Source organism: Acidovorax sp. IB03, assembly GCF_016406015.1.
GTDB lineage: Bacteria > Pseudomonadota > Gammaproteobacteria > Burkholderiales > Burkholderiaceae_C > Acidovorax > Acidovorax temperans.
Genome location: NZ_JAEFCH010000005.1, coordinates 1 through 13836, shown reverse-complemented (window position 1 = coordinate 13836; position 13836 = coordinate 1). Strand labels below are relative to the sequence as shown.

Here is a 13836-nt window from a genome sequence, read left to right as displayed (position 1 = left end):
CTACAATATTATTGAAGCGAAAATTAGTTGTCAAATTAATTTATCATTAATTTTATTAAATAAAAGTTAATTATATTAATGAGAATTGTGAAAAATTTAAAAATCCCAGGTTTTGCTTTCTTGCTTTTTTTCCCGGGTTTCTTTGCCTACCACAGCTTGGTTGGATTAGGCTATTTAACCCCATTTCTTGGTGGTTTTTTTAGGCCGATTGCAATAATTTTTTTGCCGATATTTGTATTATTATTTTTCCGAAGGTTAAATGATGGATCGATTGTGTTGAATCGTCTTGATTGTTTTTTTGTTGTAATATTTATTTACTCTGGATTTGTCGGATTGATTAATTATGCTCTCGGCTCTGGGCTAGAAATTGAGGCGGAGTTATTGGAATCTACAATTAGTCGATTGACTCTTAATTTGGCAATGTATTTGCTTGCTAGAACAGTAGACTACGAAAGCCATACCCTCAAAAAAATAATAATCTTTAGTTTATTAATCATGTGTGGGGTGGCATTTTTCAACATTGGGCAAAGTGGCATTTTTTATCTGGCTGTGGATGTCGCTGATCAAGATTCAGTAGCAGGCTATCAGAGTTTTGCAAGATCGATTGTTGTTGTGGCAATCTTTGCATTGGCTGTCACAAAGAGTATTCCTTTCTTCTTGGTGTTGTCAATAATATCGCTTGCAGGTCTTTTTGTTAATGGGGCGCGATCGGAATTAATTGGTTTTGTTGTCTCTCTGTTTTTTGTTGTTTTCTATAAATTTAATATAAAAAAATCATTGTTTGGATTAATTTTATTAATATCCTCTTTGCTTGTTTTAATAAACATCGTTCCCAGTGAAATCATAGAGGGAAATAGATTTATGGAGCTGCTATATGAAGGTAAATCTTCAAGCGTTATGGCAAGAAGTGAGCTAAGTGATGCAGCAATTGTCACAATAGTTGAAAATCCTTTGCTTGGGGATTATGGGAGTTATGCGCTTGCCACTGGTGGTGGTGTGGGTAGTTATGCTCATAACCTTTTGTCTGCGTGGGTTGATCTTGGCGTTTTTGGATTCATTCTTTACGTGGCATCTTTTCTTTTTATGGGTCTTGCCATTTTTAATGCGCAAACCAAAGAAAAAGATGAAGATGTCTTGTTAAATATTGTGGTTGGCCTTTTTTTCTTTACGATACCGCTAATGCTTCTCTCAAAAGATTATGGGTATCTTCTTTTTGGCTTGACAATTGGCTTTGTTGCGAGAATGATTGATGTATCGCGGCGAAAATATAGCGTGCAACTTCGGCCTCAAGGTTGTTCGAAATTTTCAGCCAAATGACTGGCCTCGGATCCTTCAATTGACAAGAGTACATCGGCATCTATCTTTTTACTTGTGATGTGATGCCTATCTAGATGTATGGTCAAGAGAATTTTTAGTATAAATTAATTTATGTGCGGAATTCTTGGCGCGATTGCGCATTCATCAATGAGTCCTGTGACGGACACGGTGCGGCATTTCATCGCCCCAAGAGGCCCGGACGGTAGTGGCACCTGGGACGGCCAGGCCCAAAACATTTTTATTAACCTGTCTCATGCGCGCTTATCCATCATTGATGTTTCAGACCATGCGCGGCAACCTATGCTGGATGAGGCGTGCGACTGGATAATTACCTATAACGGTGAAATATTCAATTACATAGAAATCCGCGAAGAGTTGCGTGCTTTGGGTTGGTCTTTTCACAGTGCGAGTGATACCGAAGTTTTACTGAAGGCTTGGGCCCAGTGGGGTATTGATGCTTTGCCGCGTTTGAATGGCATGTTTGCTTTCGCGGTTCACAACCAGAAAACGGGCGAAACGTGGCTGGTGCGTGATCGCTTTGGCGTTAAGCCTTTGTTGTGGGCGCGGTTACCTGGCGATGGACTTGTTTTTTCGTCTTCTGTAGCGGCAGTGGCGCAGGCTATCGATGCGCAAGTGGACACCGCCTACTGTTCCTTCGGGCTGCGCTACAAGGCGTTTGAAGGGCCTGATGGCGGGGCTCCTTTTGAGGGCGTGCACAGTGTGGCGCCTGGCGGCTGGCTCAAGCTGACTATCACGCCAACTGCCTCTGGGGCTAACGTGGGGCTAGAGATCACGGAGGGCCGCTGGTACGACCTGGCGCAGGCAGTGGCGGCCAAGCAGGCCAGCATTGCGGTCTGCTCTGACAATGATTTGCTGGAGCAGTGCCAGCATTTGCTGCAAGACGCCGTCAAGCTGCGCTTGCGCAGTGATGTGCCGCTGGCCGTTTCGCTCAGTGGCGGTCTCGACTCTTCCACCGTAGCGGCTTTGGCTGCGCGGCAAGTGACGGATTTGCATGGCTTTACCTATGGTTCACCCAATGCTTTGCAGTCGGAAGGGCCGGTCGTTGATCGGCTTACCCGAAAAGTGGGCATTACGCCGCATTACATCTGGCCAGCCCTAGACGCCGCAGGCTTGGACGCATTGTTGGAGCGCACCCTGTCTTATCAAGAGGCGCCTTTTCCGGGGCTGAGTGTGATGGCGCAAAACGAGGTCTTCCGCCACGTCCGGCAGGCGGGCTTCAAAGTGCTTCTGGGGGGGCAGGGGGGCGACGAGGCTTTTGCTGGGTATCGCAAGTTTTTTGTGGTGGCAGCGCGCCACGCCATGCGCACGCGCGACGCAGGCAACACGGTGCGGTTGCTGTATTCCCTGGGTCTGATGCTGCTGCATGAGGCAGGGCAGGCGCGTTTGTTTTGGCGAGCGCTGGGGCGATACCAGCCCAAAACAGACTTCGCTTTTGACCTGCTGGATTGGACTGCGCCCACGGCCAATTTATGGGGCGCGGCAGCGGGCGGCCTGGCTGACCGGCAAATCGAGGATGTGCAGCATTGGAGCATTCCCACGTTATTGCGGTACGAAGATCGAAATTCCATGGGTCATGGGGTGGAAACACGGCTGCCTTTTATGGATTACCGCTTGGTGGAATTGGCGCTGGCCTTGCCAGCGCGTCTAAAAATTGCCAATGGCTTTGGCAAATGGGCCGTTCGCCATGTCAGCCAGGGGGTGGTGCCTGACTTCATTCGCCTGAATCGAAAAAAGCGCGGATTTGACGTCACGCAAACTTGGATTGCTGACGGATTGGGAGATGCTCTGCGTGCGCGTCTGCATGATCAAAAGAGTGCTTTGGCGCCATATATGAAAAAAAATGTGAATATTAATCACGTTTTGTCGAATGAAGCATTGCAGGCCAATAGCAACCTGTTGGACGAGGCGCTTATGCTGGCTTGGTTGGCCGAGCCCATTCGACCACCAGCTAAAGCAGAGGGGGCGGCGGCATGACACGCGTTTGCCATCTTTCTTCTGCCCATCGCGGGCTGGATGTGAGAGTTTTTCATAAGGAATGCGCCTCGTTAGCCGCCGCGGGGTATGAAACGCACTTGGTGATTGTGGCTAGCGATCAAGAGCTAGCAAAAGCCCAAGCCCTGGGTGTCACGTTACATGCGTTACAAGCGCCAGTCGGTCGTTTTTCTCGTATGGTGCGGCAGGCTTGGCGCTGTTACTCGATCGGTCGGAGTCTTGGTGCAGATGTTTATCACTTTCATGATGCAGAATTAATTCCTTACGGTATTCTCCTTGCATTGAGCGGTAAGAAGGTAATTTATGACGTGCATGAGGATGTGCCACAGGATATTCTGACCAAAGAGTGGATCGCACCATGGATTCGCAAAGCGGTGAGCGGCACGATGAGTGCACTGGAGTATTTTGGTGCACGTTTCTTTTTTTCTGTTGCTGCAGCAACCCCATTTATTGCCCAGAGATTCAAGAAAATAACTCCTCGCACTGTAGATATTAATAACTATCCCATGCTTGGTGAGCTTTCGACGGGAGCCGTTGATTGGTCGGTGAAGCAGAACCAGGTGTGCTACGTGGGCGGTATTGGCCGCATGCGCGGCATTCTGGAGGTGGTGCAGGCCATGGGGCTGGCGAGCAGCGGGGCCAGGTTGCAGTTGGGCGGCACATTCTCTGAACCTGATGTTGAAGCGCAGGTGCGCAGCCAGGCGGGATGGCAGCGGGTCGATGAGTTGGGTTGGCTGGACAGAACCGGTGTGAAGGAGGTGCTGGGTCGTTCGGTGGCTGGTCTGGTGACCTTGCATCCAACGATTACTTACATCGACTCGCTGCCTGTCAAAATGTTTGAGTACATGGCGGCAGGCGTGCCTGTCATCGCGTCGCACTTTCCCCTGTGGCGCGAAATCGTGGAGGGCAATGACTGCGGCCTGTGTGTCGATCCCCTCGATCCGGCAGCAATTGCACGCGCTATCGATTACTTGGTGACCCACCCCAAGGAGGCCGAGCGCATGGGGCGCAACGGCCAGCGTGCGGTGCAGGAAAAGTACAACTGGGGCATGGAGGAGGCCAAGTTGCTCCAGCTTTATGAAAATTTGAGGTAACGGTTGATTGGTAAAAAAAGCCTTTAGCGCTTATCCAGCAAGCGCTAACAGCTATCAATTTTGAAATAAAAAGATGAAATTCTTGTCCGTAGCGAAGGCGCTCCCTTTGCTGGTTGCCATGCTGGGCTTGACTGCTTGCGCATTGCCGCAACCACCTGAAGATGCTGCGCAGAGTGCCGTGGTGACCCCCGCGCGCGCGGTGGGTGCGGCCCCTACGCCGTTTGCCTGCGGGGGCACCGTAGAGGCGCGCACATGGCAGCTTTGGGATGCGCAGGGGCGCGCTTTTATGCGTGGGCAGCTTATTGGCGCGCGGCTTCAAGACCAAGGCGATACCTACGCCTTGTATGACATTCAAATCGAGTTCCACAACTTGATGATGATGGCCCAGCGCTGTGGCCGCCTGGACAGGCTGGCGCAACTGGCGGACGACTTGTTGCCCGTGTTCGACACGTTAGAGCCGCTGGATGGCGACGCCACCAAGCTTGCCTGGATTTGCCGTGGTGGCGCGGTATGCAATGCGCGCAACCGGCTGGTCAATACCGAGGTGATGCTGGTCAGTCTGCAAGGCCTGGGCTTGTTCACGGCGCTGGCCGATGCGCTGGCCCATGCGCCCGATGCAGCAGCACGCAGCCACCCCTTTGTGGCGCGCACGGCGCAGATGGCGGCGGCGCATTTGCTGCGCTGGGGCAATGCCAGCGCGCGCGCACAGTGGATGCGCATGGCAGGTGCCAACCCGCAGGATGTGAAGGACGGCAACTCGGCCTTGTTTTATACCGACAAGCCCTTGTGGATGCTGGGTGTGCATGCGCACCTGGCGGGCATTGCCGCAGTGCAGCCTGAGGTGCTGCGCGCTGTGGCCGTGCCGGGCAGCGCGGCGCATACCGAGTTGGTTGAGGGCGTGGCCGCGCTCTTGCGTTTTTTTGAGCGGCGCCTGAGCCTGCAAACCGTACAGTCCGACCGACTTGCAGGTAGCGTGCAAGTGGCTGACGTGGATGCCGGCTACTGGCGGCTGTTTGCTACCAACCGCTTTGCGGGGTACACCGGTAGCCAGGTGCCCGCGGTGTGTGAATCCGTGGAGGGCGGCGGCATGCGGGCGCGCGTGCTGGTCGATGCCGCCAAGGTGCCGCCGGTCAAAAACCTGGGGTGGGACTTTAGCCATGCGCGTCGCCTGGTACAGGTGCTTGATGCGCTGCAGCGCAATCGCCACGCGCTGCAGGCTTGGTATGGGTTGGCTCCAGAGCGTTTGCCAGCGCCCGACCTTGCGCAGGCTTTTGCGGCGCAACTGGTGGCAGGTGTCTGGAATGGCGATGCGCAGCGGCCACTGTTTGCCAACTACTGGGGCGGTGCCAATGGCTGGTACCGCGTGGCCTACGACAACGGCACGGGCGCGTGTTATGCAGGTTATCCACCGTTTGGCTTGTCTAACTCCTTCCCTACGGGTGGTTACGCCATCTGGGGGGCGTATTACCCGGTGATCGATGATTTGGCCCGGTCCATTTACGCATTGGCAGACTCCGCTGATCCTGCGGCGGTGGCTTTTATCCGCAAGCATTACGGCGGGCTGTCACCCGCGGCTTCCGCCAGCAGCCGCATGGTGGAGCAGTTGATGTTTTGGCCAACGCTGGTGCGGTAGTGGCAGCCCTTCGTGAAAATTTCAGCTCAAAATGGGCTCAAGCCCTTATCCAGCAAGCGCAACCAGCTATAAAAAAAGATGAAAAAACTCCTCACCATCATCGGCGCACGCCCACAGTTCATCAAGGCCAGCGTTGTCTCCAAAGCGGTTGCAGAGACCGACGGCTTGCAAGAAGTCATCGTGCACACCGGCCAGCACTTTGACGCCAATATGAGCGATATCTTTTTTGACCAGCTGGCCATTCCGCGTCCGAACGACCAGCTTGATATTCACGGTGGCAGTCATGGCGACATGACTGGGCGCATGCTGATCGAGATTGAAAAGGTACTGTTGCAAGAGCGGCCCGATTGCGTACTGGTGTACGGCGATACCAATTCCACCCTGGCTGGGGCCTTGGCCGCAACCAAACTGCACATTCCGGTCGCGCATGTCGAGGCGGGGTTGCGCAGCTTCAACATGCAAATGCCCGAAGAGGTCAACCGCATCCTGACGGATCGGGTCAGCAATATCCTGTTTTGCCCCACCGATGCCGCCGTGGCCAACCTGGGCAAAGAAGGCTTTCCTTACGCCATGGCCAACGGCCAGCCACAGCGCATTGCCCAGGTGGGCGATGTAATGCAAGACAGCGCCCAACTGTTTGCCACCCGTGCCAGCGCGCCTGACGGCTTGGCGCTGCGCGATGGCTTTGTGCTGGCCACCATTCACCGGGCAGAAAACACCGACCACCCCCAGCGCTTAGGCGCGATTGTCGCGGCATTGGATGCAGCTGCCCAAAGCACCCCTGTCGTTCTGCCCGTGCACCCGCGCACCCGCAACATCCTGGCCCAGCAGCACATCACCCCGCGCCACATCACGCTGATTGAACCCGTGGGTTATCTGCAAATGCTGTGGCTGTTGCAGCACTGCGGTTTGGTGGTTACCGACAGTGGCGGCGTGCAAAAAGAGGCTTTTTTTATGGGCAAAGCCTGCGTCACCCTGCGTGACCAGACGGAATGGGTGGAATTGCTGCAGGTGGGTGCCAACGAGCTGGTGGGTGCCGATCAAGCAAAAATTCTTGATGCCATTCAACGCAATTTAGGCCGCTTGGTGCGCGACGAAGGGGCCTTGTATGGCGGTGGGCAGGCGGCGGGCCGGGTGGTTGCGGGCTTGAAGGAGTTTTTGGCGGCATGAAAAACGTCTGGATTCTCAACCACTACGCCCAAGAACCTGGTGGGGCTGGTGGTACGCGACACTTTCATTTGGCAGAACATCTACAGGCTTATGGCTGGCACGCCACGGTGATTGCGGCCAGCGTGGAGCACCAAAGCGGGCACCAGCGTTTGGCGCCTGACGAAAAGCAGCGCTGTGACCATTTCAAAGGCGTGCCTTTCTTGTGGGTGCGCACGCCTGAATACCAAGGCAATGGCGGTGGGCGCATGCGCAATATGCTTGCCTATACGTGGGCAGTTTTGCAGCGGGGGACTACGGCCAAGCTGCCCCGCCCGGATGTGGTGATTGGTTCCAGTGTGCACCCTTTTGCTGCAGTAGCGGGGGCGCTGCTGGCCCGTCGTTTTAAAGTGCCGTTCATTTTTGAAGTGCGCGACTTGTGGCCGCAAACGCTGGTCGATATGGGGCGCTTGCAAGAGGGCTCTTTTATGACATGGGCCTTGCGCAAACTGGAGCTTTGGCTGTATCGGCGAGCAGCGCGTACCGTGGTGCTGCTGCCACGGGCGTGGGAATACATCACCCCGTTAGGCATTCCGAAAGAGCGTGTGGTCTGGATTCCAAATGGCGTGGATTTGTCACTGTTTCCGCGCAGCACAGTTGCAGATACAGCCAAAGATCAATTCACCTTGATGTATTTTGGCGCACATGGTCAGGCCAACGGTCTGGATAACGTACTGCGCGCCATGAAGCATTTGCAGGAACAGCCTGATGGGAGGCACATTCGCCTACGCATGATTGGCGATGGCCCCCTGAAACCATCGTTAATGGCGCAAGCCTCGGAAATGGGGTTGACCAACGTAAGGTTTGAGCCCCCTGTAGCGAAAAGCCATATACCTAACTTGGCTTCTCAGGCGGATGCTTTTGTGATCGCTGTACTGGACTTGCCTGGGCTGTATCGGTATGGCATCAGCATGAACAAGCTGTTTGATTACCTCGCTGCTGAACGGCCCATTCTTATTGCGTCTGATGCAGCCAACAATCCTGTCGAGGACGCGCAAGCCGGTCTAACAGTACCGCCCGGGGAGCCACAGGCCTTGTCTGAAGCCATCGTCAAAATTGCCAACACCCCGTTGGCCGAGCGCCAACGCATGGGCTGTGCTGGGCGGGAGTATGTAGAGCAGAACCACGGTTTTGAACAGTTGGCAGGTCGCCTGGCAGCGGTCTTGGACGACGTGTGTACTCGGCGCTGATGAAAATATCGGACCCTTGCTGAAAAAGCATGCGCCCAGTTGCGCCAAACCAGCCAAACCGATGAGCTGGTGACCCGTGGCGACAAGGCCAACATCGTCGGAAACCCCGTCGGGGAGGACGGTATGCCGCGGTGGCAGCGAGATAAGCCGTTGGCGACTCGCGTGGCAGATTTTTTTGATGTTTTGGGGCGGTAGCGCTTATCCAGAAAGCGCAAGCAGCTATCAATTTTGAAATGATATGAAGCACTTTTTTACTGCGCTGCTGCCACTTTTGCCCTGATAAACGTGAGTCTGGGCAAGGCAGTTTCGCGCTTTTTGCATATGGCGCTGACAGGGCAGACGGTGCCATCGCGGAGAGGGCGCCGCTCCCACAAGGGTGCTGCTTCAAGGTGCAATGATGCGATTGCATCATGATGCAATACAATCAACTTCCTCAGTCACTGAACCAAGGAGCCTATTGTGAGAACCACGATTGATCTGGAACCAGACACCTTGATGGCCGCAAAAGAACTAGCAAGACAGGAGAACGTGAGTTTGGGCAAAGTGGTTTCGCGCTTGCTGCGCATGGCGCTGACAGGGCAGGTGGGGCAAATAGCCGCTGCTGCACCGGTGGGCGCGGCCAGCGCTACTGGTTTTGTGCCGTTTGCCCCGCGTGGGGTGGTGGTAAGCAACGAGCTGATCGACAAGCTGCGCGACAGCGAGGGCCTGTAAGCCGTGCGTGCCTTGCTCGATGTCAACGTGCTCATTGCATTGCTGGATGCTGCGCACATACACCACCAGCGCGCCAGTCAATGGCTGGAGCAGTCGCTGCACCATGGCTGGGCGTCGTGCCCGCTCACGCAAAACGGCTGCCTGCGCATCATGGCGCAGCCCGCTTATCCGCAGGCGTTGCCGCTGGCAGCGGTAGCACAGCGCTTGGGGCAGGCGGCGGCCACACCGGCACATCTGTTCATTGCCGATGACTACAGCCTGCTGGATGCCGGCAGCGTGCATTGGCCGCAATTGCTCGGCCACAGGCAGGTTACTGATGCGTATTTGTTGGGGCTGGCGGTGCGCCATGGCTGCCGTTTTGTCAGTTTTGATGCGCGGGTCAATTTGGCAGCTGCTCCAGGCGCCAAGGCAGAGCATTTGTGGGTGTTGTAATGGTTGGCGGTGTGGACCACCATCGCGGCGAGGGATATGGGTGTTTTTGTAGGAGGCCAGTCCTCTGGCCGATGGATGTTGGGGTGCGGGTGCCTTCGCGGCGAGGGCGCCGCTCCCAGAGGGGCGCCGCTCCTACAAAAATATTGCTATTAATTTTTGATGAATGACAAACAGATCAACATGCAAACCATCCTGATCACCGGCGCCAACGGCTTTGTGGGCCAAAACCTGCAACTGCACCTGTCGGAGCGCAAAGGCCTACATGTGCGTTGCTTTACCCGCGCCAACACCGTGGCCGAATTGCCAGCGTTGCTTGATGGGGTGGACTTTGTCATTCACCTCGCCGGGGTGAACCGCCCGCAAGACCCGGCAGAGTTTGCAACCGGCAATACCGACTTGACACAGGCGCTGGCCACTGCGGTTGCCGATGTGGCATTGCGCACGGGTAAGAAGGTGCCGGTGCTCTATACCTCGTCCACGCAGGCCGCGCGCGACAACCCTTACGGCCAAACCAAGCGCGCGGCAGAAGATGCGTTGTTTGCGCTGCAGCGCACGCATGGGGTGCCTGTGCATGTGTTTCGCCTGCCCAATGTGTTTGGAAAGTGGTGCAGGCCCAACTACAACTCGGCGGTAGCCACGTTTTGCCACCACATCGCGCGCGACTTGCCCATTACCGTCAACGACCCGGCAGCGCCGGTCACGCTGGTGTATGTGGATGACGTGATTGCGCGCTTCGTGCACATCATGGACGGCGCCGATCCCGCACTGGATGCCCAGGGTTTTGCCGCTGTGGCGCCTCAATACACCACCACCGTGGGCGAGCTGGCCCACACCATCCAGTCGTTCAAAGACAGCCGCCAAACCCTGATGACCGAGCGGGTGGGCACTGGCTTCATGCGGGCGCTGTACGCGACCTATGTGAGCTATTTGCCGGTAGAGGCCTTTGCCTACACCGTGCCCATGTACGGCGACCCGCGCGGGGTGTTTGCCGAAATGCTCAAGACGCCCGACTGCGGGCAGTTCAGCTATTTCACGGCGCACCCGGGCATCACGCGCGGCGGGCATTACCACCACACCAAGACCGAGAAGTTCTTGGTCATCAAGGGCCAGGCCCGCTTCAAGTTCCGCCACATGCAAACCGGCGAAACCCATGAGCTGGTGACCCGTGGCGACAAGGCCGAAATCGTCGAAACCGTGCCAGGCTGGACGCACGACATCACCAACATCGGCCAGGACGAAATGGTGGTGATGCTGTGGGCCAACGAGGTGTTTGACCGGCAAAGGCCGGATACGTTTGCGTGCGCGGTGTGAAGCTACAGCCAGGCGAACGCTACGTGTTGGTGGATGATGTCACCAGCTTGGGTGGCACCCTCGCAGAGTTGGCCAACTACATTCAACACGGCGGTGGCAAAATCAAAGACGTCGTGGTGTTGGTGAATGCGGGGCGTAACCCTGCACTGGTGCCACAGCCCAAAAATGTGCAACTACTGAAAAGGAGGTTTGGTGATGAAATCTTCAACATCTTCGGCATCAAGCCCGAAGCACTCACCGCCAACGAAGCCCAATACCTTGTTGGTTTCCGATCCGTTGACGAAATCAGAAATCGCCTTGCTGCAGCAAGGCAAGAAATCGATCGCCGACTTCGTTCAAAAGGAATTGCCCGTACGCTTAAAGGCACGCCAGCAGGATTACATGTTGTACAAGGCTTGAGCGGGGCTGGCACGCCGGTGCCGGTTTCCCTAAACAAACCACATCCGCACGGCGCATGATGTCGTGCGGTTTTTTTTCGTCTCTGATGCCATGAAAAAACTCAAAGTCATGACCGTGGTCGGCACCCGGCCCGAAATCATTCGCCTGTCGCGCGTGCTGCCTTTGCTGGACGCGCATTGCGAGCATGTGCTGGTGCACACCGGCCAGAACTACGACTACGAACTGAACCAGGTGTTTTTTGACGACCTGGGCCTGCGCAAGCCAGACCATTTTTTGAATTCCGCCGTGGGCAGCGCAGCCGAAACCATTGGCGCCATCATTGCCAAGATGGACGCCCTGCTGCTGGCCGAGCAGCCCGAGGCCATGCTGGTGCTGGGCGACACCAACAGCTGCCTGAGCGTGATTCCGGCCAAGCGGCGCAAGGTGCCGATCTTTCACATGGAGGCCGGCAACCGTTGCTTTGACATGCGGGTGCCCGAAGAGATCAACCGCCGCATCGTGGACCACACGGCCGACATCAACCTCACCTACAGCACCATTGCCCGCGACTACCTGCTGCGCGAGGGCCTGCCGCCCGACCAGGTCATCAAGACCGGCAGCCCCATGTGCGAGGTGCTGGGCCACTATCGCCCGCAGATTGATGCCTCGGATGTGCTGCAGCGTTTGGGACTGACCAAGGAAGGCTACTTTGTGGTCAGCGCCCACCGCGAAGAAAACATCGAGAGCGAGCGCAGCTTTGCCAAGCTGGTGGCCGTGCTGAACGCGGTGGCCGAAGACCACGGCCTGCCCGTGGTGGTCAGCACCCACCCGCGCACGCAAAAACGCATTGATGCGACCGGGGCGCAGTTCCATCCGCTAGTGCGGCTGATGAAGCCGCTGGGCTTTCATGACTACAACCATCTGCAGCTGCACGCGCGGGCGGTGCTGTCAGACAGCGGCACCATCAATGAAGAGGCCAGCATCCTCAACTTTCCGGCGCTGAACCTGCGCGAGGCGCACGAGCGCCCCGAAGGCATGGAAGAAGCCGCCGCCATGATGGTGGGCCTGGAGGTGGACCGCGTGCGCCAGGGCCTGGCCATTTTGGCCACCCAGCCACGCGGCAATGACCGCAGCAACCCGCACGGCATTCGCCCGGTGGCTGACTACAGCATGCCCAATGTGTCTGACAAGGTGCTGCGCATCGTCCACAGCTACACCGACTACGTGAACCGCGTGGTGTGGAAGAAGTATTGAGCGCCGCCATGTCTGCCCCGCGTCGCACCCGCGTGTTGCTGCTCACGCAGTGGTTTGACCCCGAGCCCACCTTCAAAGGCCTGGTGTTTGCACGCGAGCTGGTGCGCCAGGGGTTTGAGGTGGGGGTGCTCACTGGCTTCCCCAACTACCCCGGCGGCAAGGTGTATCCGGGCTACCGCATCCAGTGGCTGCAGCGCGAGGTGATCGATGGCGTGCAGATCACCCGGGTGCCGCTGTACCCCAACCACGACCAGTCGGCCATCAAGCGGGTGCTCAACTACGCGAGCTTTGCGGCCTCTGCCACGATCTATGGCGTGCTCATGGCCAAGCGGGCTGATGTCATGTATGCCTACCACCCGCCATTGACGGTGGGGATGGCGGCGGCGCTGATCAAGCTGTTTCGGCGCATTCCGGTCGTTTACGACATTCAGGACATGTGGCCCGACACCCTGCGGGCCACGGGCATGCTGAACAACCCCAAGGCGCTGGACATGGTGGCGCGCGTGTGCCGCTGGGTGTACCGCCGCATGGACCACATCGTGGTGTTGTCGCCGGGTTTCAAACGCTTGTTGCAGCAAAGGGGCGTGCCCGATTCCAAACTCAGCGTGATCTACAACTGGGCGGACGAGGCTGCGTTAGGCGCGCCCGTGGGCCAGGTGCCTGCCGCCTTCCCGGGGGCCGCACAGTTCCGCATTTTGTTTGCCGGCAACATGGGCAAGGCCCAGGCCTTGGATACGGTGCTGAATGCCGCCAGCTTGCTGCAAACCCGCGGCCGCCGCGTGTGCTGGGTGATGTTGGGCGGCGGCGTGGAGGTGGAGCGGCTCAAGGCTGAAGCGGCTAAACGTCAGCTGGCCAATGTGGTGTTTTTGCCCGCCGTGCCCATGGCCGAGGTGGGCGCCTACCTGAATGCCGCCGATGCCTTGCTTGTGCACCTGCGCAAAGACCCGCTGTTTGAAATCACCATCCCTTCCAAAACCCAGGCCTACATGACGGTGGGCCGGCCGCTGTTGATGGCGGTCGATGGTGATGCCGCAGACCTGGTGCGCCAGTCGGGCGGGGGCGTGGTAGCCGAGTCCGAACACGCCGAAGGCCTGGCCCGCGCCGCCGAGCAACTGGCCGCCATGCCCGCAGATGCCTTGGCGGCCATGGGTGACAAGGCCCAGCGCTTTTACCGCGGGCATTTGGCCTTGGCGGAGGGGGTAGGTAAGTTCGGTAATATATTTATTAAAATCAGCGCATAGGTGTCGCATCCCGGACGATCATATGGTCGCTTGTGAAACAGATGCGGGTGTGTCTG

At 56.8% G+C, this 13836-nt stretch carries 12 protein-coding genes; all 12 read left to right on the top strand.

Features of this window, described 5'->3' with window-relative positions:
• The first annotated feature begins 78 nt into the window (after window positions 1-78).
• The 12 genes from IHV84_RS04285 to IHV84_RS04230 all read left to right on the top strand — a co-directional run bounded on the left by IHV84_RS04285 (window position 79) and on the right by IHV84_RS04230 (window position 13780).
• Window positions 79-1317, top strand: a complete 1239-nt coding sequence (locus IHV84_RS04285; protein WP_198845955.1) for an O-antigen ligase — start codon at window positions 79-81, stop codon at window positions 1315-1317.
• A 111-nt stretch (window positions 1318-1428) separates the two neighbouring features.
• Window positions 1429-3312, top strand: a complete 1884-nt coding sequence (gene asnB, locus IHV84_RS04280) for an asparagine synthase (glutamine-hydrolyzing) (RefSeq protein WP_255523493.1) — start codon at window positions 1429-1431, stop codon at window positions 3310-3312.
• Window positions 3309-4424: a glycosyltransferase family 4 protein gene (locus IHV84_RS04275; RefSeq protein ID WP_198845953.1), complete on the top strand. Its 1116-nt coding sequence runs from the start codon at window positions 3309-3311 to the stop codon at window positions 4422-4424. Before asnB ends, IHV84_RS04275 begins: the two co-directional genes overlap by 4 nt.
• 340 nt (window positions 4425-4764) lie before the next feature.
• Window positions 4765-6057, top strand: coding sequence for a hypothetical protein (locus IHV84_RS04270; protein ID WP_198845952.1), 1293 nt, complete (start codon window positions 4765-4767; stop codon window positions 6055-6057).
• A gap of 78 nt (window positions 6058-6135) precedes the next feature.
• Complete coding sequence (gene wecB / locus IHV84_RS04265) at window positions 6136-7227, top strand: non-hydrolyzing UDP-N-acetylglucosamine 2-epimerase (protein WP_198845951.1); 1092 nt, start codon at window positions 6136-6138, stop codon at window positions 7225-7227.
• Window positions 7224-8453 (top strand): glycosyltransferase family 4 protein, encoded by a 1230-nt coding sequence (locus IHV84_RS04260; protein WP_198845950.1) that lies wholly within the window; start codon window positions 7224-7226, stop codon window positions 8451-8453. Before wecB (IHV84_RS04265) ends, IHV84_RS04260 begins: the two co-directional genes overlap by 4 nt.
• 459 nt (window positions 8454-8912) lie before the next feature.
• Window positions 8913-9164: a CopG family transcriptional regulator gene (locus IHV84_RS04255; protein ID WP_198845949.1), complete on the top strand. Its 252-nt coding sequence runs from the start codon at window positions 8913-8915 to the stop codon at window positions 9162-9164.
• Window positions 9165-9167: 3 nt separating this feature from the next.
• Window positions 9168-9596, top strand: coding sequence for a TA system VapC family ribonuclease toxin (locus IHV84_RS04250; protein ID WP_198845948.1), 429 nt, complete (start codon window positions 9168-9170; stop codon window positions 9594-9596).
• 180 nt (window positions 9597-9776) lie between these two features.
• Window positions 9777-10907: a capsular polysaccharide biosynthesis protein CapF gene (locus tag IHV84_RS04245; protein WP_198846047.1), complete on the top strand. Its 1131-nt coding sequence runs from the start codon at window positions 9777-9779 to the stop codon at window positions 10905-10907.
• Between the two features lie 29 nt (window positions 10908-10936).
• Entirely contained in the window at window positions 10937-11365 is a 429-nt protein-coding gene (locus IHV84_RS04240; RefSeq protein ID WP_198845947.1) for a hypothetical protein, read from the top strand.
• A 31-nt stretch (window positions 11366-11396) separates the two neighbouring features.
• Window positions 11397-12539, top strand: a complete 1143-nt coding sequence (wecB, locus tag IHV84_RS04235; RefSeq protein WP_198845946.1) for a non-hydrolyzing UDP-N-acetylglucosamine 2-epimerase — start codon at window positions 11397-11399, stop codon at window positions 12537-12539.
• A gap of 8 nt (window positions 12540-12547) precedes the next feature.
• Complete coding sequence (locus IHV84_RS04230; protein WP_198845945.1) at window positions 12548-13780, top strand: glycosyltransferase family 4 protein; 1233 nt, start codon at window positions 12548-12550, stop codon at window positions 13778-13780.
• Window positions 13781-13836: the final 56 nt, after the last annotated feature.

Coding starts and splice junctions, on each gene's coding strand:
- IHV84_RS04285 (WP_198845955.1), top strand. CDS start 79: ATGAGAATTGTGAAAAATTTAAAAATCCCAGGTTTTGCTTTCTTGCTT.
- asnB (WP_255523493.1), top strand. CDS start 1,429: ATGTGCGGAATTCTTGGCGCGATTGCGCATTCATCAATGAGTCCTGTG.
- IHV84_RS04275 (WP_198845953.1), top strand. CDS start 3,309: ATGACACGCGTTTGCCATCTTTCTTCTGCCCATCGCGGGCTGGATGTG.
- wecB (WP_198845951.1), top strand. CDS start 6,136: ATGAAAAAACTCCTCACCATCATCGGCGCACGCCCACAGTTCATCAAG.
- IHV84_RS04260 (WP_198845950.1), top strand. CDS start 7,224: ATGAAAAACGTCTGGATTCTCAACCACTACGCCCAAGAACCTGGTGGG.
- IHV84_RS04245 (WP_198846047.1), top strand. CDS start 9,777: ATGCAAACCATCCTGATCACCGGCGCCAACGGCTTTGTGGGCCAAAAC.
- wecB (WP_198845946.1), top strand. CDS start 11,397: ATGAAAAAACTCAAAGTCATGACCGTGGTCGGCACCCGGCCCGAAATC.
- IHV84_RS04230 (WP_198845945.1), top strand. CDS start 12,548: ATGTCTGCCCCGCGTCGCACCCGCGTGTTGCTGCTCACGCAGTGGTTT.